Source organism: Montanilutibacter psychrotolerans (assembly GCF_003719825.1).
GTDB lineage: Bacteria > Pseudomonadota > Gammaproteobacteria > Xanthomonadales > Xanthomonadaceae > Montanilutibacter > Montanilutibacter psychrotolerans.
In genome coordinates this window covers 339554-363227 of the sequence record NZ_RIBS01000003.1, presented here as the reverse complement: position 1 = coordinate 363227, position 23674 = coordinate 339554, and the positions used below count along the sequence as shown (strand labels likewise).

Genomic DNA, 23674 nt, shown 5'->3' with positions numbered 1-23674 from the left:
GCCAATGGCCGACCCAACCGACAGCCCCGGCTCCCGCCGGGGCTGTCTTTTTGCCCCATCCGCGCGGGGGCGGAGAGCGGCCGGATCATGCGCCCGGCCCGGTTGCTTATGCCTTCGCCGCGGTGGCGTCGCCTGCGGGCATCCCGCACAATCCGAAGTCCGCTCCAGCGGCCCGGACGCGCTTGCGCCCCGTTGCGCATGCTGGCGCGACCCCGCCATTCCGCCACCGGCTCTCCCGCCAGCAGAGGACTCAGCGCGCCATGCTGCTGATGATCGACAACTACGACAGCTTCACCTGGAACCTCGTCCAGTACCTGCAGACGCTGGGCGCCGAGGTCCGGGTGGTGCGCAACGACGAGCTGTCGGTCGCCCAGATCGATGCACTGGACCCGCAGCGGATCGTGATCTCGCCCGGCCCGTGCACGCCCAACGAGGCGGGCGTGTCGGTTGCGGTGATCCGCGAGCTGGGTCAGCGCATCCCGGTGTTCGGCGTGTGCCTGGGCCACCAGAGCCTTGGACAGGCCTACGGCGGCGACGTGGTGCGCGCCAAGACGATCATGCACGGCAAGACCTCGCGCATCCGCCACGAAGGACTCGGCGTGTTCGCGGGCCTGCCCGATGGCTACGAAGCCACGCGCTACCACTCGCTGGTGGTGGCCCGCGAGACGCTGCCGGACTGCCTCGAGGTCACCGCCTGGACCGAGAACGCCGATGGCTCGTTCGACGAGATCATGGGCCTGCGCCACCGCGAGCATCCGGTGGAAGGCGTGCAGTTCCATCCCGAATCGATCCTCACCGAGCACGGCCACGCGCTGCTGAAGAACTTCCTGGTCCGGTGATCCCACCGGTGGGCCCCGGCCCGCCGGCACGCACGCAACGGCAGGTCACGGCCCGCCCTACAGGTTCGACGATGCCCATTACTCCGCAAGAAGCCCTGCAGCGAACGATCGAGCATCGCGAGATTTTCCACGACGAGATGGTCGAGCTGATGCGCATGATCATGCGCGGCGAAGTCAGCCCGACGATGACCGCAGCGATCCTGACCGGCCTGCGCGTCAAGAAGGAAACCGTCGGCGAGATCGCCGGTGCGGCCACGGTGATGCGCGAGTTCGCGCGGCCCGTGGAGGTGTCCGATCGCAACCACCTGGTCGACATCGTCGGCACCGGCGGCGACGGTGCCAGCACGTTCAACATCTCCACCGCCAGCACCTTCGTGATCGCCGCCGCCGGCGCCAAGGTCGCCAAGCACGGTGGTCGCAGCGTGTCGTCCAAGTCGGGCAGCGCGGACGCGTTCGAGGCGCTGGGCGCGGCCATCGAGCTGCAACCCGAACAGGTGGCGCGCTGCATCGAGGAATGCGGCATCGGCTTCATGTACGCGCCGCTCCACCATCCGGCCATGAAGGTGGTCGGCCCGGTGCGCCGCGAGATGGGCGTGCGCACGCTGTTCAACATCCTCGGGCCGCTGACCAATCCGGCCAGCGCGCCCAACATCCTGATGGGCGTGTTCCACCCCGACCTGGTCGGCATCCAGGTGCGTGTGCTGCAGGAGCTGGGCGCGCAACGCGCGCTGGTGGTCTGGGGCCGCGACGGCATGGACGAACTCTCGCTCGGTGCCGGCAGCCTGGTGGGCGAGCTGCGCGATGGCGTGGTGCGCGAGTACGAGGTGCACCCGGAAGACTTCGGCATCGCAATGGCCGCCAGCCGCAATCTGCGCGTCGAGAACGTCGAAGAGTCCAAGGCGATGCTGTTGCAGGCGCTCGACAACGTCGACGGGCTGCCGCGCGAGATCGTCGTGCTCAATGCCGGCGCGGCGCTGTACGTGTCCGGCGTGGCCGAGACCATCGCCGATGGCATCGCCCTGGCCCGCAAGACCATCGCCTCGGGCGCCGCGCGCGCCCGGCTGGATGCCTTCGTGGCGACCACCCAACGCCTGGCCGCGCAATGAGCCGGCAGGCAGCAACGCAAGCACGCCCATCGGGCACGATCAGGAATCGCAAGAATGGATGAGGGTTTCGCAAGCCTGCCGTCGCCGCCGTACTACGCGGTGATCTTCTCCTCGCGCCGCAACGGCGAGGACGAGGCTGGCTACGCCGCCGCCGCGCAGCGCATGGCCGAGCTGGCCGCGCAACAGCGCGGCTACCTGGGCGCGGAGAGCAGCCGCGATGCCGGGGGGTTCGGCATCACCGTGAGCTACTGGCAGGACGAGGCCGCCATCCTGGCCTGGAAACACCAGGCCGAACACGCGGTCACCCGCGCGCACGGCCGCCAGTACTGGTACGAGCATTACGAACTGCGCGTGGCCAAGGTCGAACGCGCTTACGGCGGCAAGGGCGGGGTGCGGAAATGAGCGACATCCTCAGCACCATCCTGGCGCGCAAGGTCGAAGAGATCGAACAGCGCAGCCGGGTGCGCGGACTGGACGACCTGCGCGCGCGCGCCGCGGCGCAGCCGGCCACGCGCGGATTTGCCGCCGCGATCGGTCGCAAGCTCGCCGCTGGCGACGCGGCGGTGATCGCCGAGGTGAAGAAGGCCAGCCCGTCGAAGGGGTTGATCCGCAAGGACTTCCACCCGGCGCAGATCGCCGCCAGCTACGAGGCCGGCGGCGCCGCCTGCCTGTCGGTGCTGACCGACGTGGACTTCTTCCAGGGCAGCAACCTGTACCTGGGCGAGGCGCGCGCGGCCTGCTCGCTGCCGGTGATCCGCAAGGATTTCATCATCGATCCGTACCAGGTCTACGAGGCGCGCGTGATCGGCGCCGACGCGATCCTGCTGATCGTCGCCGCGCTCGAGGACGGCCCGCTGATCGAGATGGCCAACCTCGCCCACGAGCTGGGCATGGACGTGCTGGTCGAGGTCCACGACATCGACGAGCTGGAGCGCGCGCTGCAGACCGATTGCGAACTGATCGGCGTCAACAACCGCAACCTGCGCAGCTTCGAGGTGTCGCTGGACACGTCGTTGGCATTGCGCGGCGCGGTGCCGCGCGATCGCACCCTGGTCACCGAGAGCGGCATCTCAACCCGCGAGGATGTGGCGCGCATGCGCGCGGCGGGAATCGATGCGTTCCTGGTCGGCGAGAGCTTCATGCGCGAGGCCGATCCGGGCGCCGCCCTGAAGCGGCTGTTTGCTGCGTGAATGGGCCCACCGAGTCCGTCCCCGACGGCCGCTACCCGCGGCCCGGCGCAGAGGCGCCGTTGGTGGTGTTCGACTTCGACCACACCCTGTACGACGGCGATTCGGGCAGCCACCTGTTCGCCTGGCTGATCAAGCGCCGCCGCTGGCGGACGCTGCTGGCCCTGCTGATCGCGCCGCTGTTCGCGCCGTTGATTGCCTTCCTGCCGACGCGGCGTTTCGGCGTATCGGGGTTTGTCTGGGCGGGATCGGTCGGCACCCACCGTACCGGCGGGTTCAACGCCGCGATCGACCTGTACGTGGTTACCCATGCCGAAAAGATCCGCGACCGGTTGCTGCCGATCGCCTTGGACGTACTGCACGGTCACCGCGAACGCGGCGACCGCGTGGTGATCGCCACGGGCGCGCCGCCGGAACTGGCGCGCGCGATCCTGGCGTTCGTCGCGCACGAGGACGTGCCCGTGATCGGCACCCTGGTCGGACCGAGGTTCGGTGGCATCGGCGCGCTGCGCCACTGCCACAACCAGATGAAGATGACGATGCTGCGCGAGGCGGGGTTCGGCGAGCCGATCGCGATGGCGTATTCCGACAGCAGCGCCGACCTGCCGCTGTTGCTGGCCGCACAGCGTCCGGTGGTGGTGAATCCCAAGGCGGGGCGCGTGCCGATGTTCCGGCGGGTGCTGCCGGCCGGCACGCCGATCCTCAATTGGGGTTGCGCCGATCGCGCCGGCGATCCGGTCTGAGCCCGCACGGCGGCGGCGCCCGGGCGGATTCGGGCGCAACGAGGCCCTAGTCGCCCAGCAGTTTGATGAAGTGCGCCGAGCCGTCGGCGTAGCCGCAATCGCGGTAGAAGGCATGCGCGTCGGCGCGGCGCTGGTTGCTGGTGACCTCGATGCGCGCGATCCGGGCGTTGCGCGCGATCGCCTCGACCTCACGCAACAGCCGTCGGCCGATGCCCCGGCGGTTGCTGTCCGGCGCCACCACCAGGGCGGTGATGCGCGCCAGATCGGCCCCGCGCGTCAGCGAATAGCGCAGGTCCATGGCCACCCGCCCGCATGCCATGCCGTCGACCTCGGCCAGCATCAGGTGCTGGCGCGGGTCGCCCAGGACGATGGCGATGCGTTCGGCGGCTTCGTCCCGGGTGCAGGGGTAACCCAGCAATCCCAGCAACTCGGCCACATCACTGGCGTCGCCGGTGGCCGCCGCGCGGATGCGCGGCTCAGCCGGCGGGGGCGCGTCGGCGGCGCCCACGGGTTCAGCGTGTCCCGAACAGGACGACGGTCTTGCCGCGCGCGTGCAGCTTGCCGTCGGCCTGCAGCTTCTTGAGCACGCGACCGGCCATCTCGCGCGAGCAACCGACCAGGCGGGACAGCTCCTGGCGCGATACCCGCAGCTGGGTGCCGTCGGGGTGGCTCATGGCCTCGGGTTCCTTGGCCAGGTCGTGCAGCGCACGGACGATGCGGTCGGTGACGTCGAGGAAGGCCAGTCGACCGGCCTTGCGGCTGGTGTCGAGCAGGCGACGCGAAATCTGGGCCGCGATTGCGTACAGCAACTTCGGCGCGTCCATCGCCAGCCGCGAGAGCAGCAGGTCGTAGAGGCGTTCGTGGCCGATCTCGGCGAGCTCGCAGGTGCTGCGGGTGCGCAGGATCACCTCGCGCTGGTTGCTCTCGATGAACAGGCCCAGTTCGCCGACGAATTCGCCGGGGCCGAAGTAGCCCAGCACCAGTTCGCGGCCATCTTCCTCTTCTGTGATGATGCTCACGGAGCCGGAGATCACGTAATACAAGGTGCTTGCCGGATCGCCCGGTCGGAACACGTCGGTGCGGGAGGGATAGCGTCGGCGATGGCAGTGCGCGAGAAAGCGCTCAATGGTCGCCGAATCCGGCAGCAGCGGGCTGTTGGTGCGTCGCAGGGCAGTCAAGTGGGCAACCGTGTCGGGAGGCGGAGTGGGATTCTGGAGCAGTACAGGCGTGTTCCAGCCGGAGCTTAGGGGCAAGCGCCTCAGTCGGCAAATCCCCGGTCAGGCGACAGATCGGGGCGACTTTCGTTTCCCTGCAACCCCAATTGCCGCATAATTCCGCTTCTCATCGCCCTACCGGGAATCGAAATCGTGGTCAAGCCGTTGCCGCGCCTGAGGTTGCAAGGTTTCAACAACCTCACCAAGGCGCTCTCGTTCAACATCTACGACGTCTGCTACGCCGCCTCCGAGGAGGAACGCCGTCGCTACATCGAGTACATCGATGAGGAATACAACGCCGACCGCCTGACCCAGATCCTGACAGATGTGGCGGACATCATTGGCGCCAACATCCTCAACATCGCCCGCCAGGACTACGACCCGCAGGGCGCGTCGGTGACGATCCTGATCTCGGAAGAGCCGGTGATCGACAAGAAGGACGCCGGCAAGGAGATCATCTCCGACGCCGTGGTCGCGCACATGGACAAGTCGCACATCACCGTGCACACGTATCCGGAGACGCATCCGGACAACGGCATCGCGACCTTCCGCGCCGACATCGACGTCGCCACCTGCGGCGTGATTTCGCCGCTGAAGGCGCTGAACTACCTGATCGAAAGCCTCGAGTCGGACATCGTGGTGATGGATTACCGCGTGCGTGGCTTCACCCGCGACATCAAGGGCAAGAAGCACTACATCGACCACAAGATCAACTCGATCCAGGACTACCTGGCCAAGAACGTGAAGTCGCGCTACGAGATGCTCGACGTCAACGTCTACCAGGAAAACATCTTCCACACGAAGATGCACCTGAAGGACTTCGACCTCGACACGTACCTGTTCGAGGAAAAGGCGCGCAACCTGTCGTTCAAGGAGCGCATGAAGATCGAGGCCCGCCTCAAGCGCGAGATCGAAGAGCTGTACCACGGCCGCAACCTGGCCGACTGATCCTCGCGATCGCGCTGCACTCGGAAAGGCCGGCCATGCCGGCCTTTTCGCTGTCTGGGGAACGGGCGGCGGCCCGCGCGGGGCCGGCGACGCTCAGAGCCGGTACGCGACGGCCTTCATCAGCTTCGACGCCGCGGCCATCAGGCTCGGCACCGGCACCGGCAGGATGCGCGCGCCGGCGGCCTCCGCGTTGGACGCATGGCGGGCCTCGTCGGCCTTCATCACTTGCAGGATCGCGCGGCTGCGTGCGTCCTCGGCCGGCAGCGACTGCAGGTGCTCGTCGATGTGCGCTTCGACCTGGTGTTCGGTTTCGACCACGAAGCCGAGGTTCCAGCCATCGCCGCGCAACCCTGCCAGCGCGCCGATCGCGTAGCTGCCGGCGTACCACAGCGGGTTGAGCAGGCTCGGCCGGCTGTCGAGCTCACGCAGGCGATCGGCGCACCAGGCCAGGTGGTCCGTTTCCTCCTGTGCGGCCTCGAGCAGGTGCTCGCGGGTGACCGCGTCGCGCGCCACCGCTGCCTGACCGCAATACAGCGCCTGCGCGCAGACCTCGCCGACGTGGTTGATGCGCATCAGCCCGGCGGCGTGGCGACGCTGGGCGTCGTCCAGAACGAGGTCGGCCTCGTTGCCGGCGGGGTTTGGACGGGTCGCGGGCGGGGCGCCGAAAACGGTATCCAGCGCGCGTTGCGCATCGTCGAGCAGGCGATCGATCGGGCCGAGCGTACGGTCAGTCATGGCCGCAGTTTACGGCGTCGCCATCGCCCCGGTCGATGCGGACGGCGTCGTCGCGGCCGCTGCGTCAGCGCCCGCCGATCCGGTATCCGTCAACGCAGAGTCGAGCAGTCCGGCGAGAAATTCGAGCGGGTGCAGGACCGGCACCTGGGTGGCATTGCCCAGGTGGAGCCGGCAGCCGAGGTTGGCGCTCAGCAACAGGTCGGCACCGGAGCGTTCCAGCTGTTCGATCAGCGGCTTCCGATACGCGCGCGCCCGCTCCGGGTCCGTCAGCATCTGGGTGCCGGCCGCGCCGCAGCAGCCCATGCCGCCGTCGAGCTCGACCACCTGCAAGCCGGGGATGCGCGCCAGCAATCGCCGTAGCGCGGGCACCGAGCCGCTGGCGTTGCGCTGGGTGCAGGGCAGGTGCAGCGCGATCGTGCGATGGCAGGCCCGCCAGGACAGGCGTCCGGCGCGTGACTCGACGAACTCGATCGCATCGCGCAATCGGCTGTCAGCGGGCAGCGCCGCGCCGATCGCGTCATGGCAGCCGCTGGCCAGGCTCAGTACCGTGCCAGTACTGGAGAAGGCGTCGCGGTTGGTGGCCGCAAGCCGTCGACCGGCCCCGGCGTTGCCAGCATGCACGTGCAGGGCGCCGCAGCAGGTCTGTCCCGCGGGGATCGACAGATCTGCGCCGACGGCCGAGCAGAGCCGCGCCAGCGCCGAGCGAAGCCCGACTTCGTAGGGCCCTGCCACGCAGCCGACGAAGAGCCCGATGGTGTCGGGGCTTGTCATGGCGTGGCTTGCCGGCGGCAAAGGGGGCATGGCAGGGCCGGGCGGACAGGGAAGGGGCCGCAAGGCCGCAGGCAGCCACCGGTGCGCGAGGCGATAGGCATGCAGCAGGGCTGCCAGCGTCCGCGTGCGGGCAGTCAAACGCTCCAGCCAACGTTGCCGCCAGGCCGGCCGTCGCCGCTGCCGCTGCAGGGCTCGCGCCGAGATCAGTAATTGGCCATAATCCACGCCCGCTGGGCAGACCGCTTCGCAGTTGCGGCAGCCCAGGCAATGATCGAGATGGGCGTCACCCGTGGCGTCCGTGGCGATCGAGCCCAGGGCCCAGGCCCGTGCAATGGCGATCCGGCCGCGAGGCGATTCCGCTTCCTGGCGGTCGCTGGCGTAGGTGGGGCATGCCGGCAGGCACAGTCCGCACTGGACGCAGCGCTCGGCCAGCGCCTGCAGCTGGTCTGCCGGGGGCTGGAGATGGGCGGGAGGCATCCCGCTGATGCTAGCACGTGCGCTTTGGGTGCTTGCGGCGGCCAAAAAAGCCCGCTACAATTCCGCCTCTTACGTTCCGCATTTGTGGAACCACGCCGTTTTACCTTTATTCGTTTTTCTGGGTGTCGTCATGAAGACTTTCAGCGCCAAGTCCGAGACTGTGCAGCGCGACTGGTATGTGGTTGATGCGTCGGGCAAGACGCTCGGCCGCCTGTGCACCGAGCTGGCTCGCCGTCTCCGCGGCAAGCACAAGCCGGTGTTCACCCCGCACGTCGATACGGGCGACTACCTGGTCGTGGTCAACGCCGAGAAGATTGCCGTCACCGGCAAGAAGCTCACCGACAAGAAGTACCACCGCTTCACCGGTTACATCGGCAACCTGAAGACCGAGACGCTCGGCCAGGCGCTCGAGCGTCACCCGGAGCGCGTGATCGAAATCGCCGTCAAGGGCATGCTGCCGAAGAACCCGCTCGGCCGTGCCATGTATCGCAAGCTCAAGGTCTACAAGGGCTCCGAGCATCCGCACACCGCCCAGCAGCCGCAGACGCTGGACATCTAAGGTACGAACATGGCAATCCAGCAGAACTACGGCACCGGCCGCCGCAAGTCCTCCACCGCTCGCGTGTTCCTGCGCAAGGGCGATGGCAAGATCACCATCAATCAGCGTTCGATCGAAGAGTTCTTCGGCCGCGAGACTGCCCGCATGATCGTGCGCCAGCCGCTCGAGCTGACGCAGTCGACCGACAAGTTCGACGTCAACGTCACCGTTGCCGGCGGCGGCATCACCGGCCAGGCTGGTGCGATCCGTCTCGGTATCGCCCGTGCACTGGTGGAGTACGACGAGTCGCTGAAGTCCGACCTGCGCAAGGCCGGCTTCATGACCCGCGACGCCCGTGAAGTCGAGCGCAAGAAGGTCGGTCTGCACAAGGCACGTCGCGCCACGCAGTTCTCGAAGCGCTAAACTACGTTTCATTGCCCCGTCGCCAAGCGGTAAGGCACCTGACTCTGACTCAGGCATTCGGTGGTTCGAATCCATCCGGGGCAGCCAAAACCCAGCTAGCGAGCGCTTCGGCGCTTCTGCGCAAAAACCCGCCTTCCGGCGGGTTTTTTGCGTTCTGGTCCTTCCGCTTTTGGGTGAGCCTGTCGGTTCCGATGGCCGGCGGTGCCTCGCGCCGCCCGCGGAACGGCTTCCGCATGGCTTGAAATGCCAACTATTGCCACGCTGATCAACGGCTTAGGCGCGCGGCCCGGCCGACTGTCGGCACGCTGCCCAGAGCCAGTCCGCCCCCAGGGGGTAGGACAATCCCGACCTGTCAGTTCTGTCAGGTGTCGGCGCAGCGCGATGCGACGATATTTCCATCTCCCCGATTGGGGGATCGGTGACGGATAGACAGGGGGCAATGTGTTGGGAGTGTTTCGTAGGCTGCTGGGGCAAACCCCGGCGCCAAAGCCACAGTCATCGCCGCGGGCAACGGTTACGTTACCGGCGCGGCCGGCGCGTGACATCGCCTACGACCCTGAGCTGGTGGACTCGCTGCAACGCGACCACGCAGAACTGGTCAATCTCTTCGGTTCGATCGGGCGCCAGGCGGAAATCGGCGCGTTCGAGCAGATCCCGGCCGCGCTGGTGTCGTTCAAGACCCTGCTCGAAGGCCATCTCATTGCGGAGAACGTCCGCTTCTACAACTACGTGGAGAACAGCCTGCGTGGTGACAGCCTGAATTCCGAACTCATCAGGAGCTTCCGGCGCGAGATGAACACGATCGCGCGCGGCGTGGTGGATTTCGTGAAGAAGTACCAACTGGCGACCTTCGATGTCGCGACGCGCGACGCCTTTCTCGGCGACTACCGCGCAGTCGGGGCGCTGCTGACCCAACGTATCGAACGCGAGGAGAACAGCCTTTACCCGCTGTACCAGCCGATGCGCGAATCGGCGTTTTCGTAACTGTCCCAAGGAGGGATTGGCGTGGACAAGGATGTCGATGGCGTTCTGACCGATGAAATGCAACGTCTGCGCGGACAGCTCGAGACACACCACGTGTTCTCGCAGTTGGCAGATGTGGAGGCGTTGCGCAGCTTCATGGAGGTACACGTGTTTGCGGTCTGGGATTTCATGTCCTTGGTCAAGCGCCTGCAGCGGGATCTCACCTGCGTGGAGTTGCCGTGGATGCCACCCGCGAATCCGGCAGCGGCACGCCTGATCAACGACATCGTCCTGGCCGAGGAAAGTGACCTGGATGTCACTGGCCAGCCAGCCAGTCACCTGGACCTCTACCTGGCGGCGATGCGCGATGTCGGCGCATCGACTGCGATGTTCAACCGTTTCGCGCAATGTCTGCGCGAGGGCAAGACACTGACCGATGCGCTGCATTCCGCCTCGGTCCCGGCTTTCGTTGGTGCGTTCGTGCGCCACACCATCGAGACGGCACGCGAAGGCAGCACGCTCGAAGTGATGGCGAGCTTCTTCTACGGGCGCGAGAACGTGATCCCGGGGATGTTCCAGGGGCTGCTGGACCGGTGGGGAATCGCTCCGGGGCAGGCGAGCGGGTTTGTCTACTACCTGCAACGCCACATCGAACTCGATGGCGACAGTCACGGTCCGGCGGCGAATCGGCTCATCGCGGACGAGCTCGCACGCGATCCGCGCGGTTTGGCGGAGGCGCGCAAGGCCGCCAGGCAGGCACTTATTGCAAGACATGCGTTGTGGGACGGGGCGTCGAATCTCATCCGTGCACAGCGTAAGCAGCACTTCATGGAAGAGACACCGGAGGCGAGTGTGTTCGCTTAGGGAACCTGTGAACTTGTTCAGAGGTCTCGCGCCAAGGACGGCGCGCTCGTGGATCAGGAGCAGAAGCCCCTGATCTGGCGAGGGCAGGTTCGGGGACTTCCCGGACTTGCCGAGTCTGGGCAAGTCCACGGATGGGCTTGTCCAGACCTTCCCTGTTGGTGGGCGCGGGGGCTGTCGAAAGGCGGCATCCGCCATGGATGAAGGCGGCAAGGACGCCGTCATTGTGGTCGTCGGGCGCTCGGCGCTCGCCGCGCCAGAGAGGCACCCCGGTCGCGCCGTGCAGGGATCCCTGCACGGCGCCATCGCGGGGTTGCACCACTGCCGCATCCCGGTGCTCTCCACCGACACTGCGATTAGGCGGCTTCGGCCAGCGTCGCATGCACCGGTTCAACGCCCAGCGCGAGCAGGTTCTGATCGCTCACAGGCAGATAAAACGCCAGGCTCTTGACGTTGCCGATGCGACGGGGCTCGCCGAGACGGTGCAGCTGAAGACCGAGCTTGAGAAGCATCCGCTCGAACGGTGCGCTGGTGACGCCAACGATCGCCTCGATGCCGCGTGAAGCAGCGAATCGCATCACCTCGGCCATCATCGTGGTGGGCAGGTCGCTGAAGCCATAGAGGCCCCGGGTGTGGTCCTCGGCCACCGCGAACCGGCTGATCTCCCAGATGCGCGGCCCGACCGGCACCGCCGATCCATCGGCCAGGAACGGGAAGATGTCGCGAAGCATGTTCGGTCCCTGGGTCGGCAGCAGTCGACAGCAACCGACTGCGTGCGGCTCCGAGCTCGATGCCTCGTGGGCGACGACGTAGTACGGGCCGATCAGGTCGAACCAATCGTGCTCGCGACCGTTCTCGACTCGCACCTCCCAGCCAAGTCGATGGTGGAAAACGTCCGTGCGCAGGCGGTACATGCTGTCGAGCAGTGGTGCATGAAGAGCGGCTTCGCCGGCGCGCGCAATCGTGATCTGTGTCATTGCCTGGACTCCTTGCGTGATAGGAAGTCGCAGGTGAACGCAAGCTGACAACAATGACAGCTGGCGCAATTGACAGGATAGAGGTATAGGCGTCCCGCCTTGGCTGGCAGACGAGGTGATTGGAAGGGAGCGGAGCGGGCCAGATCCGGCCCGTCCGGGAGTTACTGCGGGGCGATCAGGCCCATCGAAATGGCGCGCGCAATCGCGGCCTGGCGGCCGCAGACGCCGAGCTTCTGCGCCGCGTTCTGCAGGTGGAAAATCACGGTCCGCTCGCTGATCACCAGCAGTTGGCCGATCTCCCAACTGGTCTTACCCTGCGCCGCCCAGAACAGGCATTCGCGCTCGCGCTTGGTGAGTGCGGGGAACGTCTGCTGGGTGCGCGCGCGTGCGAAATGACGCCCGGCCTCGTGCACGAAATGGGCGAGCAGATGGAGCTCGGGCATGCGCCGCGAGAGCTCTTCGCCATTGCGCGCGTCGCACGCGAACGACATCAGTCCCCAGCACACGCCCGGCCCGTGCAGCGGGACGCTGACGCCCGCGCCGAGGCCAAACTCGCCGGCCTCTCCGAACATCCGGCGGACCTTCTGCAGCCTGGGGTCGGCGATCGCACGGTTGTCGCCCACTGCTTCCGCCCACGACAACGGCGTGGCGTGATCGTGGCAATGCGATACCAGCGGATCGATCTGCAGGTACTGCATTTCGAGGTAGCGTTCGAGCCAGCCCGGGGGGTAGCCGCCGAGGCTGAAATGGGCGTGACGATCGTCGATCAATGGCAAATTGATCGCGTAGAACCAATGGCTGACGCCAATGGACTTGGTGAGGCGATCCACCGCCACGGTGAGTTCGTCGGCGGAAGCGTAGGTGGTCAATCCACGCAGGGTCTCGAGAGCCGGAAACATTTCACGTCCTGTGAAATCCCCGGGCCACGATACCGCGGGAGCGGTGGCGGGGATGGGGGGTGGACCCGGGCCGACGGCTAGGTCGACACGGGACAATAGGGCATCGTCAGGCAGTTACAATTGTAACGATCGCGCAAGGGCGCAGTACAAACCGGGGTACACAATGAAGCTTGGCAGTCTGAAGGAAGGCGGTCGCGATGGCACGTTGATCGTGGTGTCGCGCGACCTGACACGCGCCGTTCGCGCAACCGGCATTGCAGACACGTTGCAGCGTGCGCTCGAGGACTGGTCAAACATCGCGCCGCGCCTCAACGCGCTTTCCGCCGCGCTCGATGCCGGCCAGGCCGATGCTGCGTTCCCCCTCGACATGGCCGCCCTCGCGGCGCCGATGCCGCGCGCCTACGAGTTCGTTGATGGTAGCGCCTACCTGCCGCATGTCGAGCGTGTCCGACGCGCGCGTGGCGCCGAGGTGCCGGAAAGCTTCTACGTCGACCCGCTGATGTACCAGGCGGTCAGCGCCGGTTTCTACGGCCCGCGCGACGCGGTCCGCGTGCCAAGCGAAGAGTACGGCATCGACCTCGAGGCGGAGGTCGTGATCGTCACCGACGATGTGCCGATGGCGGTCACTGCCGAACAGGCGGCCTCCCACATCCAGCTGGTGGGCCTGGTCAACGACGTCAGCCTGCGCAACCTCATCCCCAACGAACTGGCCAAGGGCTTCGGCTTCCTGCAGTCCAAGCCGCGCTCGGCGCTGAGCCCGGTGTTCGTGACGCCCGACGAGCTTGGCGACGCCTGGCAGGACAGCAAGCTGCACCTGCCGCTGTTGACGCACATCAACGGTGAGTGGTTCGGTGCGCCCGAGGCGGGCGTCGACATGCAGTTCAACTTCGCCCAGCTCGTTGCGCATGCGGCGAAGACCCGGCCGTTGTCCGCCGGCACCATCGTCGGTTCCGGCACTGTCGCCAACGAGGACACTTCGCTGGGCGCATCGTGCTTCGCAGAGCGCCGCACGGTCGAAACGCTGGAGCTGGGCAAGCCGCAGACGCCCTTCATGTCCTACGGCGATGTCGTGCGCATCGAGATGCTCGATCGCGATGGGCGTGACGTCTTCGGCGCGATCGAGCAACGCATCGAGCGCGCCGACGCGGGCTGAGGCAACGGGCCGGCCCGCCCGGGCCGGCCGCGACCAATCAGGCGACCCGACGGCGGTATGCCGTCGTCAGGCGGAGATGATCCATGAGCGGCAATCTGCAGCTGTATTCGTACTGGCGTTCGAGCGCGGCATTTCGCGTGCGCATCGCGCTGAACCTGAAGGGCCTGGCGTACGAGACGCTGCCCGTGCACCTGCTGCGCGATGGTGGCGAACAGCATTCGGCCGACTATCGCCAGATCAACCCGCAGCAGCTGGTGCCGGTGCTTCGCCACGGCGACCGGTTGTTGCGGCAGTCGCTGGCGATCCTCGAGTACCTCGAGGAAACCTGGCCACAGCCGCCGCTGCTGCCGGCCGACAGCCGCGGCCGCGCGCGCGTGCGTGGAATCGCCAATGCCATCGCCTGCGACGTGCACCCGCTCAACAACCTGCGCGTGCTGCAGTACCTGGAGCGTGAATGCGAGATGGGGCAGGACGAGCGCGACGCGTGGGTACGCCATTGGATCTCGGAAGGCTTCCAGGCCATCGAGGCGATGCTGGGCGACCATCCGTCGACCGGCCGCTTCAGCGAAGGCGACGTGCCGACGATGGCCGATTGCTGCATCGTGCCGCAGGTCTACAACGCGCGCCGTTTCGGTGTCGACATCTCGGCATTTCCGGCCATCGAGCAGATCGAGCGAGCGTGCCTGGCGCTGCCGGCGTTCGATGCTGCGCGTCCCGAGAAGCAACCCGACTCCCCGTCCGTGTAGCGCAGAAAGCAGAAGGCCGGGCAAGCCCGGCCTTCTGGGTGTCGCGGTGGAGCGGAAGCGTCAGTGTGCGGAGTGCGCGTCGAACACATCCGCGTACGGGTCGTGCTCGCCAGTGCCGCCTTCGGACAGGCGGAACTTGAGCGCGAGGCCATCGCGCGAGTCGGCGGCACGCAGCGCCTCCTCCTGCTCGATCTTGCCTTCCTTGTAGAGCCGGAACAGGCACTGGTCGAACGACTCCATGCCTTCTTCCAGCGACTCTTCCATTGCCTGCTTGATCTCGTGCACCTGGCCGCGACGCATGAGGTCGCGGACATGCGGGGTGTTGATCAGGATCTCGGCAGCGGGCATGCGACGGCCATCGACGCCGAGCACCAGGCGCTGCGACACCACGGCCTTGAGGTTCAGCGCGAGGTTCATCAGCACGTTCTTGTGCGCCGCCTCGGGGAAGAAGTTGAGGATGCGCTCAAGCGTCTGGTCGGCGTTGTTGGAGTGCAACGTCGCCAGGCACAGGTGACCGGTTTCGGCGAACGCGATCGCAGCTTCCATCGTCGTGGAGTCGAGGATCTCGCCGATCAGGATGACGTCCGGCGCCTCGCGCATCGCGTTCTTGAGCGCGTTGTGGAAGGCGTGCGTGTCGAGGCCGACTTCGCGCTGGTTGACGATCGACTTCTTGTGGCGATGCAGGTACTCGATCGGGTCCTCGATGGTGAGGATGTGACCGGAGGTGTTGCTGTTGCGGAAGTCGATCATCGACGCCAGCGATGTCGACTTGCCCGAGCCGGTGGAACCCACGATCAGCACCAGGCCGCGGGGGGCCATGATGATGTCCTTGAGCACCTGCGGGAGCTGCAGTTCCTCGATTGACGGGATCACGCTGCGGATCGCACGGATCACCATGCCGACCTCACCGCGCTGTTTGAAGACGTTGATGCGGAATCGGCCGGCGTCGGCCAGTGCGTACGCCATGTTGAGCTCGAGGTCGCGCTCGAACATCGGCACCTGGCCTTCGTCCATCAGCGAGTAGGCAATCTTCTTGACCATGCCCGGCGGCAGCCCGGTATTGCCAAGCGGATGCAGCTTGCCCTCGATCTTGATGTAAACCGGCGCGCCGGTGCTCAGGAACATGTCCGAAGCGTTTTTTTCCGTCATCAGCTTCAGGAAATAGCCGATGTCCATGTACTTGACCCTCGTTGGCGGCGGCGTGACCGTTGCATGCGCGCCGCAGGCTTCCGACAATGGCCGAGCGACACCCCTTCGCCACGGCACCCCAAATGACCACTAGCTTCGCACAATTTCGAATCCCGCTACTGTCGATTGCTACCGTGTTTGGCCTGAGCGCCTGTGCGACATTGCCGCCGCCGACAAACGAGTTGGCTGCCGCGCAGCAGGCCGTCGTTCGCGCCGATGGCGCCGATGCGGACCAGTACGCGGCGGCCGAAATCGCCGCCGCCCGCAACGCATTGGCACAGGCACAGGCCACGATGAGCAAGGGCCGCGATGCCGATGTGCGACGCCTTGCGCTGTTTGCCGCGGCCGATGCGGACCTGGCCTACGCCAAGAGCCGCGACGCGGTGGCCACCGCCGAGCTGGCACAGCGCCGCGCCGAACTCGACCAGCTGCGACGCCAGCTGGGCACGGAGGGCGGCCGATGAACGCGCGCCCCCTGCTGCTGGCCCTGCTGCTGGCCCCGGTGCTTGGCGCCCAGGCGCAGACCGCGCCGGCCGTCGATGCCGTTACCTCTCTCAACCAGCGCCTGAGCGCCGTCGAAGCGGAAGCGCAGGCGTCGGGCTTTGCCGCCTTCGAGCGCCTGCAGGCCCGCCACGCGGTCGATGCGCTTGCCGCGTCGCGGGGCCGGGATCGCGATGCCGCGCTGTATGTCGCCGAGCGCCGGGTGGAGATCGCCCAGATCGCCGCGCGCAGCCAGGCAACGCAGCGCGAGGTGGATCGGCTGGACCGCGAGCGCGGCGAGTTGCTGGTCGAGGCCAGCCGCCGCGATGCCGAGCGCGCCCGTGCCGAGGCCGAGCGCCTGCGGATCGCCGCCCAGGTACAGGCCGAGGAGGCCGCGCGCCTGCGCCAGCAGACCCTGGCCGACGCCGAGGCGATGCAGGACGTCGAGGCCGCGCTGCAGGGCGCAACAGGGGCGCAGGCGGCCAAGCTTGCCGCCGCTCGGGAAAAGGAAGCCGCCCTGGCGCGTGAAGAGGCCGAGCTGCTGGCCGGTGGGGGGCGTCTGCCGGCCTCGCGCCACGAGTCGCGTGGCGAGGTGTTCACGCTGGCCGGCGACGCGTTTGGGTCGGGCCAGGCCACGCTCACCGCCGCCGCGGCCGGCAGCGTGCGAGCGCTGGCCGCTTACGTGAAGACGGGTGGCGGGGCGGTCCGGATCGAGGGCCACACCGACAGCGACGGGAATGCCGCCGGCAACCTGGCGCTGTCGCAGCGGCGCGCCGACGCAGTTCGTGACGCGTTGGTCGCCGCTGGCGTTCCGCGCTCGCGGGTGCAGGCCGTCGGGCGTGGACAGGCCGAGCCGGTGGCCGACAACGGCAGTGCCGCAGGTCGCGCCCGGAATCGTCGGGTTGAAGTGATCGTCCCGCAGAAATAGCTTTGTTATCAATTGGTTATTTTCATCGTAGGGCGCGCGCCGTCCCGCGATGACCGTTGGTCGCTGTAGACGAAAGTCGCCTTGCCACCCCCCGGAGGGAGGAGTAGGGTCGGATACCCAAGCGGCTACCAACTGCTTGGCGATGAGCCCGGCCAATGACGCAATCGCTGAACCAGCAGGACCCCGCCGCCGCGCACCGCGCTCCGGCTCGTCTGTGTGGTGACGTAACCGATTTGCGCCGGGTGCCCCTGATCGATCCAAACAACGCCTCGGCCCTCCGGCCGGGGCGTTTGTGCATGGGGGTTTGTCCGAGAGTCCGGGCCGCAGGGCCTGGGCTTACAACAAGCTGAAGGAGGCTTTTCATGTTCGAAGAACAACCGCAGCTGGAAATCGACGCGCTGATCAAGTCCAACCCGGAATTTAAGCAGCTCTATCAACGGCACAAGCTGCTCAACAAGAAGGTCACGGACGCCGAACTGGGCGTACTTCCGATCGACGACACCACCCTGGGACAGATGAAGCGCGAGAAGCTTGCTGCGAAGGACCGCCTGCTCCAGTTGTACGACACGCGACCGCATTGACGCCTCCAGCCGTGACGGCGACGACCTCCCTCGTCGGTCGTCGTCGTCGCGGATCTGGTGCCCCGGGGTAGCGGCGACTGCCGCATCAGCCGCCCGGAGGTCCCAGGCAGTTGCGTGATGCCGGGCCGGGGGCCGTCCTGATGGCCGGCTCCCGCGATTCCCGCTGACACGTCCCTTCTCTCCCACCGTCGCCGGCCGCAAGGCCGGCCCTGACGGCCGCGTGGCGTTGCGACATGCGTCAGGGGCGCGTTGCGCAGGCAAACGCGTCGCAGGGCGATGACCGCATCGCCCGACACGGACATCGCCTTCCAGGACTTCCCGCCAGGGTCGCGGGCAAGGTTCGCCCGTTAGAATCGTCCGGTCCGCCGCGATTCCCGCGGCCCCTGGAAAGCGCGCTCCGCATGGCCATCCACTCTTCTGTACTCGAACTGATCGGCCGCACGCCGATCGTCAAAGCCCAGCGCCTCGACACCGGCGTCTGCGAGCTCTACCTCAAGCTCGAATCGCAGAACCCCGGCGGGTCGATCAAGGACCGCATCGGGCTGAAGATGATCGAGGCCGCCGAGAAGCGGGGCGACATCAAGCCCGGCGACACGCTCGTGGAGGGCACCGCCGGCAACACCGGCATCGGCCTGGCGCTGGTCGCGCAGCAGAAGGGCTACAACCTCGTCCTCGTCGTGCCCGACAAGATGAGCCGCGAGAAGATCTTCAACCTCAAGGCGATGGGGGCGCAGGTGGTGCTGACGCGCTCGGACGTGGCCAAGGGCCATCCCGACTACTACCAGGACATGGCCGAGCGACTGGCTCGCGAAACCCCGGGCGCGTACTTCATCAACCAGTTCGGCAACCCCGACAATCCCGCGGCGCACGAGCACGGCACCGGTCCGGAGATCCTCGAACAGATGGCCGAGGTCGGCGGCGTCGACACGATCGTGTTCGGCTGCGGCAGCTCCGGCACCATGACCGGCCTGTCGCGTTGCTTCGCCGAACACTCGCCGCACACCGAGCTCGTGCTCGCCGATCCGGTGGGCTCGATCCTCGAGGAATACATCAACCGCGGCACGTTGTCGGACAAGTCCGCCAGCTGGATGGTCGAGGGCATCGGCGAGGATTTCCTGCCGCCGATCTCGGACTTCACCCGGGTCAAGCGCGCCTATGCCATCAGCGACAAGGAAAGCTTCCTGACCGCGCGCGAGCTGCTCGAGAAGGAAGGCGTCCTGGGCGGTTCGTCCACCGGCACGCTACTGGCCGCGGCATTGAAGTATTGCCGCGAGCAGACCACGCCCAAGAAGGTGCTGGTCTTTGTCTGCGACACGGGCAACAAGTACCTGTCCAAGATGTACAACGACTACTGGATGCTCGACAACGGCTTCCTCGAGCGTGCCCCGAGCAACGATCTACGCGACCTGATCCTGCGTCCGTACTCGCAGCGCGACACGGTGGTGGTTGGCCAGAACGATCTGCTGGTCACCGCATACCAGCGCATGAAGCTGTACGACGTGTCGCAGCTGCCGGTGATGGAAGGCGATCAGCTGGTCGGCATCGTCGACGAGAGCGACGTGCTGCTGCACGTGTACGGCGACGAGGCGCGCTTCCGCGACCCGGTGTCGACGGCGATGGTCAGCAAGCTCGACAAGGTGGACGTGCACGCGCCGATCGAGTCGCTGCTGCCGGTGTTCGATCGCGGGCACGTGGCAATCGTGGTCGATGGCGACCGCTTCCTCGGCCTGATCACGCGCATCGACCTGCTGAACTACCTGCGCCGGCGCGTGCAGTGAACCCTCCGTTGCCCGCGCACTGGTTGCCGGGCGACCGCCTGCCCGACGTGCGCCTGCGGGCGGCCGACGGCAACGCGGTCACCTTGCACGGCGAGTTTGCCGGCGCCCCGGTGTGGCTGGCGACCCCGGCCGACGCGACGGCCGCGTCGCGACTGCCGGCGCCGTCGGATGGCGTGGTCGCGTTGTGCGTCGGTCCCGCGGCGCTGGACGTCCCCGCGCCGTGGCGGGCGTTCGCGGCCGATCCGGCGTGGTGCCAGGGCCTTGGCCACGCGCTGCTGTGGCAGGCTGACGAGAACCTTCGCCTGATGGCCTGCCACGCCTTGCCGCTGGCCCTGCCACCGGCGCCGTTTCCCACCGAGCAGCCCCTGCTCCCGGAGCAGACCGTCCGCATCGCGCCGGTGCTGCAGATTCCCGGTGTGTTCGAGCGGGAGCTGTGCGAGGCGTTGATCCGCCATCTCGACATCGATTGCGGCGGCGGCGAAGCCTCGGCGGTGCTGGTGCTCGAAAACGGGCGGCAGACCCTGCAGATCGATCCGTCGGTCAAACGGCGGCGCGAGAGCTTCCCGCGCGATGCGGCGCTCGAGGCGCGCATGCACGAACGCGTGCTGCGCCGCGCGCTGCCGGAGATCGCGCGGGTGTTCCAGTTCGGTGTGCAGCGCCGCGACCCGTTCAAGCTGCTTGCCTACCCCGAAGGTGCCGGCTACTTCCGCGCGCACCGCGACAACGACACCCCGGACGTGGCCCACCGCCGCTTCGCGTTGTCGGTCAACCTAAACGCCGGCGACTACGAGGGCGGCGAGTTCCGGTACCCCGAATTCGGTCCGCACCGCTTCTCGCCAGCCACCGGTACCGCGCTGGTGTTTTCGTGCTCGCTGCTGCACGAGGTGCTGCCGGTGCACCGCGGGACGCGCTACGCGATGACGACGTTCCTGGGCTGATGGTTGTCCGGCCGAGCGCCCGCCGGGGGCAGGTAGCCCGGGTGGCTGCGGGAGGCCGATCGCCCTGTTCAGCGGCTCCCAGGCGACTCAGTACGGCCCGCCTCGGTGCGGCCAGGCTCAAACATCGCCAGCCTCAGTCGCCGGATCGGCCACCGGGCCCGGCCGCGGGACGCAGGCGGGCGGTGATCGCCGCGTCGGGCGTGTTGGCCAGAGCGCGCTCGGCCCAGGCCAGCCCGGCCGCCACGTCGTGGGCGTGTGTCCGACCAGCGGCATCGAGCTCGCGTCGGCGGCTGCCGGCATCGAAAGCCTGGTCCGGATCCTTGGCGTAACGGTCCAGCAGGCCCGATACCCGGATCCGGGCGTCCCAGTCGGTGGGCACGGGCAGGCCGAAATGGCGGGCCAGCCCGGCGGTGGTTCCGGCCGGGTCGGCCAGCAGCGCCGCGAAATCGAGATCGACCAGGCGCCCGGCCAGTGCCGGATCGTCGACCAGGCGCTGCCAGCGCCACTGCGCGGCCAGCCACACCCGCGCCAGCCGCTCGCCGATGCCGTTGGCGGCGGGCGTCCGATCACCGCCGGCCAGGCGCGCCACCTCGCCCGACAAGGCCGCCTCGACCAGGCCCGGGTCCCGCAGCATCGTGGCCAACCAGTCCTGCAGGTCGACCCACAGCAGGCACGCCCTGCCGGAGGTCGCAGCCAGCAGCGGCGCGGCCAGGCAGGCCACCTGGCTGCTCGGCTTGACCACGACTGCCGCGGTATCGTCGAAGCCGCGATCCAGCGCGCGTACCGCCAGCGGCCACCAGGGCGACGCCGGCGCCCCGTCTGGATCCTGGGCCAGCGCCAGCAGCGGTAACGGCTCGCGCAGGCCCAGCACGCCCGGCAACAGGTCGAGCAGGCGGCTGAGCAGGCTGGAGCCGCAGTGACCGATGTGGAACAGCCAGTGCACCGGCAGCCCGGCGGCCGGGCCGGCCAGGGCCTGGGTCAGTTCGTCGCGCGAGGGCTGCCAGCCGGGGATGTCGCGATGGGCCAGCGCCCGGCGATCGAGAAAGCTCGCCCGCCGGTAGTCATCGGCGGTGAAATGCAGCACCAGTGCGGTCTCCCCGGCCGGCTCCAGCGCGAACAACGGATAGGCTGCACTGAGGCTGAAGTCGCCTGGCAGGCGAAGGGGAGGACGCATGGTCAATGTTAGAATCCGCGACCCTCGCATGCTAGCGGAAGCGGAAGTTCCCTATGACCGAACGACAGCCGGAAGGGGCGCGAAAGCCCGGTTTGGGCACCCTGGCGATCCACGCCGGGCAATCGCCGGACCCGAGCACGGGCGCGGTGATGACGCCGATCTATGCGACGTCCACCTACGTCCAGAGCAGCCCCGGCGAACACCAGGGGTTCGAGTACTCGCGTAGCCACAATCCGACCCGCTTCGCCTACGAGCGCTGTGTCGCCGCGCTGGAAGGCGGCACCCGCGGGTTCGCGTTCGCCTCCGGGCTGGCCGCCACCTCCACGATTCTGGAGATGCTGGATTCTGGCAGCCACGTGATCGCGATGGACGACGTGTACGGCGGCACCTACCGGTTGTTCGAGCGCGTCCGTCGCCGCTCCGCCGGCCTGGATTTCAGCTGGGTCGATCTCAGCGACGTCGCCGCCTTCGAGGCCGCGATCCGCCCGGAGACGAAACTGGTCTGGATCGAAACCCCGACCAACCCGCTGCTGAAGCTGGTCGACATCGCCCGGATCGCCGAGATCGCGCGCAAGCGCGGCCTGATCGTCGTGGTCGACAACACCTTCAGCTCGCCGATCCTGCAGCGCCCGCTCGAACTGGGCGCGCACCTGGTCATGCATTCGGCGACCAAGTACCTCAACGGCCACTCCGACATCGTCGGCGGCATGGTCGTGGTCGGCGACGACACCGAGCTGGCCGAGCAGATGGCCTTCCTGCAGAACGCGATCGGTGGCGTGCAGGGCCCGTTTGACAGCTTCCTGGCCCTGCGTGGCCTGAAGACCCTGCACCTGCGGATGCAGGCGCATTGCGACAACGCGATGCAGCTGGCGCAGTGGCTGGAGTCGCACGCCGCCATCGAGAAGGTGATCTACCCCGGCCTGAAGTCGCATCCGCAGCACGCGCTTGCGCAGCGTCAGATGAACGGCTTCGGCGGCATGGTCTCGATCTACATCAAGGGCGGGTTGGCGGCGGCCAAGCGATTCTGCGAGCGCACCGAGCTGTTTGCGCTGGCCGAGTCCCTGGGCGGCGTGGAGAGCCTGGTCAACCACCCGGCCATCATGACCCACGCCTCGGTGCCGGCCGAGCGTCGCGCCCAGCTGGGTGTCACCGACAACCTCGTGCGCCTGAGCGTCGGCGTCGAAAACCTCGACGACCTTCGCGACGAGCTGGCGGGTGCCTTGACGTGAGGCAACGTTCGTTGTGGCGCGATTTTGCGGATAGCGTGCGCCGTCCGGAATTCTGGGCCTACTCCAGTTGGCTCGGAATCGTTACGAAGTACCGTCGGTCCCGGCTCGGGCTGCTGTGGCTGGTGATGCCGGCGGTGCTGTACGTGTGGGGAATCGGGTACTTCTTCGCGCGGCTGCAGGGCGTGACGCCCGCCGAGTTCATGCCGCACATGGGCCTGGGCTACCTGATGTTCCGGTTGCTCTCGATGGTGATCAACGAGGCCTCCAGCGTCTTGCCCAGCCACCAGTCCTTCATCCTCGACGGCCACCAGCGCCTGACCGATTTTTTCCTGCGCGTGGTGGCCAAGGCGTTGTTCTACTTCATCGTCGCCTCGCCGGTGGTGGCCATTGCCCTGTTGCGGGCGCCACAACTGGAACTGGCGGGTGGGCTGTTTGCCTTGGTCTCGGTGCCGCTGGTGCTGGTAAACGTGATGTGGATCGCGGTGATCATCGCGCTGGTTGGCGCGCGCTTCCCCGACATCCACGAACTGATGGGCAGCGTGTTCATTTTTGGCTTCATCCTCACGCCGATCCTCTGGTACGCGAGTCGGGCACCGATGGGGACCGTGCACGGGACCTTCATGCGCCTCAATCCGCTGTACCACCTGATCGAAGTCGTTCGTGCGCCGCTGCTGGGGGAGCCGCTGGAGCACTTCACTCTCTATTACCTGGCCGTCTTTACGGTCGCGGGCTGGATGTTGGCGGCGTTGGCGTACAAGCGGTACGCGCGCTACGTGCCGATCTGGGTCTGATGCGGGT

General features: G+C 67.3%; 27 protein-coding genes and 1 tRNA gene. 20 read left to right on the top strand and 8 right to left on the bottom strand.

Annotated elements, in window-relative coordinates:
• The first annotated feature begins 260 nt into the window (after positions 1 to 260).
• The 5 genes from EER27_RS08375 to EER27_RS08355 all read left to right on the top strand — a co-directional run bounded on the left by EER27_RS08375 (position 261) and on the right by EER27_RS08355 (position 3875).
• A complete protein-coding gene (locus tag EER27_RS08375) occupies positions 261 to 839 on the top strand; it encodes an anthranilate synthase component II (RefSeq protein ID WP_123087573.1) in 579 nt (192 codons plus the stop codon).
• Positions 840 to 910: 71 nt separating this feature from the next.
• The gene (trpD, locus tag EER27_RS08370) at positions 911 to 1945 is read left to right on the top strand and encodes an anthranilate phosphoribosyltransferase (protein ID WP_123087572.1); all 1035 of its coding nucleotides are present in this window, start codon (positions 911 to 913) and stop codon (positions 1943 to 1945) included.
• A gap of 54 nt (positions 1946 to 1999) precedes the next feature.
• Entirely contained in the window at positions 2000 to 2347 is a 348-nt protein-coding gene (locus EER27_RS08365) for an antibiotic biosynthesis monooxygenase family protein (RefSeq protein ID WP_123087571.1), read from the top strand.
• Positions 2344 to 3135: an indole-3-glycerol phosphate synthase TrpC gene (gene trpC / locus EER27_RS08360; RefSeq protein WP_123087570.1), complete on the top strand. Its 792-nt coding sequence runs from the start codon at positions 2344 to 2346 to the stop codon at positions 3133 to 3135. The genes EER27_RS08365 and trpC overlap by 4 nt, the downstream gene beginning before the upstream one ends.
• Complete coding sequence (locus EER27_RS08355) at positions 3132 to 3875, top strand: haloacid dehalogenase-like hydrolase (RefSeq protein WP_123087569.1); 744 nt, start codon at positions 3132 to 3134, stop codon at positions 3873 to 3875. Before trpC ends, EER27_RS08355 begins: the two co-directional genes overlap by 4 nt.
• Positions 3876 to 3921: 46 nt before the next feature.
• Here EER27_RS08355 and EER27_RS08350 read toward each other — a convergent pair whose 3' ends face one another.
• Both EER27_RS08350 and crp read right to left on the bottom strand, forming a co-directional pair.
• On the bottom strand, positions 3922 to 4383 hold the full coding sequence (locus EER27_RS08350) for a GNAT family N-acetyltransferase (RefSeq protein ID WP_123087568.1): 462 nt from the start codon (positions 4381 to 4383) through the stop codon (positions 3922 to 3924).
• 4 nt (positions 4384 to 4387) lie between these two features.
• Positions 4388 to 5053: a cAMP-activated global transcriptional regulator CRP gene (crp, locus tag EER27_RS08345; RefSeq protein WP_123087567.1), complete on the bottom strand. Its 666-nt coding sequence runs from the start codon at positions 5051 to 5053 to the stop codon at positions 4388 to 4390.
• Positions 5054 to 5242: 189 nt separating this feature from the next.
• On the opposite strand from crp, the gene speD reads away from it, so the two are divergent.
• Entirely contained in the window at positions 5243 to 6037 is a 795-nt protein-coding gene (gene speD, locus EER27_RS08340; protein ID WP_123087566.1) for an adenosylmethionine decarboxylase, read from the top strand.
• A 93-nt stretch (positions 6038 to 6130) separates the two neighbouring features.
• Here the strand turns inward: speD and coq7 are convergent, their stop codons facing one another.
• The gene (gene coq7, locus EER27_RS08335; RefSeq protein ID WP_123087565.1) at positions 6131 to 6772 is read right to left on the bottom strand and encodes a 2-polyprenyl-3-methyl-6-methoxy-1,4-benzoquinone monooxygenase; all 642 of its coding nucleotides are present in this window, start codon (positions 6770 to 6772) and stop codon (positions 6131 to 6133) included.
• A 9-nt stretch (positions 6773 to 6781) separates the two neighbouring features.
• Positions 6782 to 8020, bottom strand: a complete 1239-nt coding sequence (locus tag EER27_RS08330) for a (Fe-S)-binding protein (RefSeq protein WP_123087564.1) — start codon at positions 8018 to 8020, stop codon at positions 6782 to 6784.
• Between the two features lie 130 nt (positions 8021 to 8150).
• On the opposite strand from EER27_RS08330, the gene rplM reads away from it, so the two are divergent.
• The 5 genes from rplM (at position 8151) to EER27_RS08305 (ending at position 10808) form a co-directional block, all read left to right on the top strand.
• The gene (gene rplM / locus EER27_RS08325) at positions 8151 to 8579 is read left to right on the top strand and encodes a 50S ribosomal protein L13 (RefSeq protein ID WP_123087563.1); all 429 of its coding nucleotides are present in this window, start codon (positions 8151 to 8153) and stop codon (positions 8577 to 8579) included.
• A gap of 9 nt (positions 8580 to 8588) precedes the next feature.
• The gene (gene rpsI, locus EER27_RS08320) at positions 8589 to 8981 is read left to right on the top strand and encodes a 30S ribosomal protein S9 (RefSeq protein WP_123087562.1); all 393 of its coding nucleotides are present in this window, start codon (positions 8589 to 8591) and stop codon (positions 8979 to 8981) included.
• A 12-nt stretch (positions 8982 to 8993) separates the two neighbouring features.
• Positions 8994 to 9068, top strand: a tRNA-Gln gene (locus EER27_RS08315).
• Between the two features lie 477 nt (positions 9069 to 9545).
• Positions 9546 to 9965, top strand: a complete 420-nt coding sequence (locus tag EER27_RS08310) for a hemerythrin domain-containing protein (protein ID WP_190285703.1) — start codon at positions 9546 to 9548, stop codon at positions 9963 to 9965.
• A 21-nt stretch (positions 9966 to 9986) separates the two neighbouring features.
• Positions 9987 to 10808 (top strand): DUF3050 domain-containing protein, encoded by an 822-nt coding sequence (locus tag EER27_RS08305; protein ID WP_223807230.1) that lies wholly within the window; start codon positions 9987 to 9989, stop codon positions 10806 to 10808.
• A 353-nt stretch (positions 10809 to 11161) separates the two neighbouring features.
• Here the strand turns inward: EER27_RS08305 and EER27_RS08300 are convergent, their stop codons facing one another.
• Both EER27_RS08300 and EER27_RS17325 read right to left on the bottom strand, forming a co-directional pair.
• Positions 11162 to 11782, bottom strand: coding sequence for an acyl-homoserine-lactone synthase (locus EER27_RS08300; protein ID WP_123087560.1), 621 nt, complete (start codon positions 11780 to 11782; stop codon positions 11162 to 11164).
• Between the two features lie 161 nt (positions 11783 to 11943).
• The gene (locus tag EER27_RS17325; protein ID WP_123087559.1) at positions 11944 to 12681 is read right to left on the bottom strand and encodes a helix-turn-helix transcriptional regulator; all 738 of its coding nucleotides are present in this window, start codon (positions 12679 to 12681) and stop codon (positions 11944 to 11946) included.
• A 163-nt stretch (positions 12682 to 12844) separates the two neighbouring features.
• On the opposite strand from EER27_RS17325, the gene EER27_RS08290 reads away from it, so the two are divergent.
• Together EER27_RS08290 and maiA are read left to right on the top strand one after the other, a co-directional pair.
• The gene (locus EER27_RS08290; RefSeq protein ID WP_123087558.1) at positions 12845 to 13834 is read left to right on the top strand and encodes a fumarylacetoacetate hydrolase family protein; all 990 of its coding nucleotides are present in this window, start codon (positions 12845 to 12847) and stop codon (positions 13832 to 13834) included.
• Positions 13835 to 13917: 83 nt separating this feature from the next.
• On the top strand, positions 13918 to 14580 hold the full coding sequence (gene maiA / locus EER27_RS08285; RefSeq protein WP_123087557.1) for a maleylacetoacetate isomerase: 663 nt from the start codon (positions 13918 to 13920) through the stop codon (positions 14578 to 14580).
• A gap of 60 nt (positions 14581 to 14640) precedes the next feature.
• On the opposite strand, the gene EER27_RS08280 is transcribed toward maiA, so the two are convergent.
• Positions 14641 to 15756, bottom strand: coding sequence for a PilT/PilU family type 4a pilus ATPase (locus EER27_RS08280; RefSeq protein ID WP_123087556.1), 1116 nt, complete (start codon positions 15754 to 15756; stop codon positions 14641 to 14643).
• Positions 15757 to 15902: 146 nt separating this feature from the next.
• Between EER27_RS08280 and EER27_RS08275 the strand changes: the two genes are divergently transcribed.
• From EER27_RS08275 to EER27_RS08255, 5 genes are all read left to right on the top strand, one after another.
• Positions 15903 to 16232 (top strand): DUF4398 domain-containing protein, encoded by a 330-nt coding sequence (locus EER27_RS08275; protein WP_223807229.1) that lies wholly within the window; start codon positions 15903 to 15905, stop codon positions 16230 to 16232.
• Complete coding sequence (locus tag EER27_RS08270; protein ID WP_123087554.1) at positions 16229 to 17176, top strand: OmpA family protein; 948 nt, start codon at positions 16229 to 16231, stop codon at positions 17174 to 17176. The genes EER27_RS08275 and EER27_RS08270 overlap by 4 nt, the downstream gene beginning before the upstream one ends.
• A 362-nt stretch (positions 17177 to 17538) precedes the next feature.
• Complete coding sequence (locus EER27_RS08265) at positions 17539 to 17757, top strand: HP1242/YdcH family protein (RefSeq protein WP_123087553.1); 219 nt, start codon at positions 17539 to 17541, stop codon at positions 17755 to 17757.
• Between the two features lie 401 nt (positions 17758 to 18158).
• A complete protein-coding gene (locus tag EER27_RS08260) occupies positions 18159 to 19535 on the top strand; it encodes a pyridoxal-phosphate dependent enzyme (RefSeq protein WP_123087552.1) in 1377 nt (458 codons plus the stop codon).
• Positions 19532 to 20473 carry a 2OG-Fe(II) oxygenase family protein gene (locus EER27_RS08255; protein ID WP_123087551.1) on the top strand — a complete coding sequence of 314 codons (942 nt, stop codon included), beginning with the start codon at positions 19532 to 19534 and terminating at the stop codon, positions 20471 to 20473. Before EER27_RS08260 ends, EER27_RS08255 begins: the two co-directional genes overlap by 4 nt.
• 133 nt (positions 20474 to 20606) lie before the next feature.
• Here EER27_RS08255 and EER27_RS08250 read toward each other — a convergent pair whose 3' ends face one another.
• Entirely contained in the window at positions 20607 to 21647 is a 1041-nt protein-coding gene (locus tag EER27_RS08250) for a sulfotransferase family protein (protein ID WP_123087550.1), read from the bottom strand.
• Positions 21648 to 21700: 53 nt separating this feature from the next.
• Here EER27_RS08250 and EER27_RS08245 point away from each other — a divergent pair, with 53 nt between their 5' ends.
• Positions 21701 to 22876: a cystathionine gamma-synthase gene (locus EER27_RS08245; protein ID WP_123087549.1), complete on the top strand. Its 1176-nt coding sequence runs from the start codon at positions 21701 to 21703 to the stop codon at positions 22874 to 22876.
• A gap of 35 nt (positions 22877 to 22911) precedes the next feature.
• Positions 22912 to 23667, top strand: a complete 756-nt coding sequence (locus tag EER27_RS08240) for an ABC transporter permease (protein WP_190285702.1) — start codon at positions 22912 to 22914, stop codon at positions 23665 to 23667.
• The last annotated feature ends 7 nt before the right edge of the window (positions 23668 to 23674 follow it).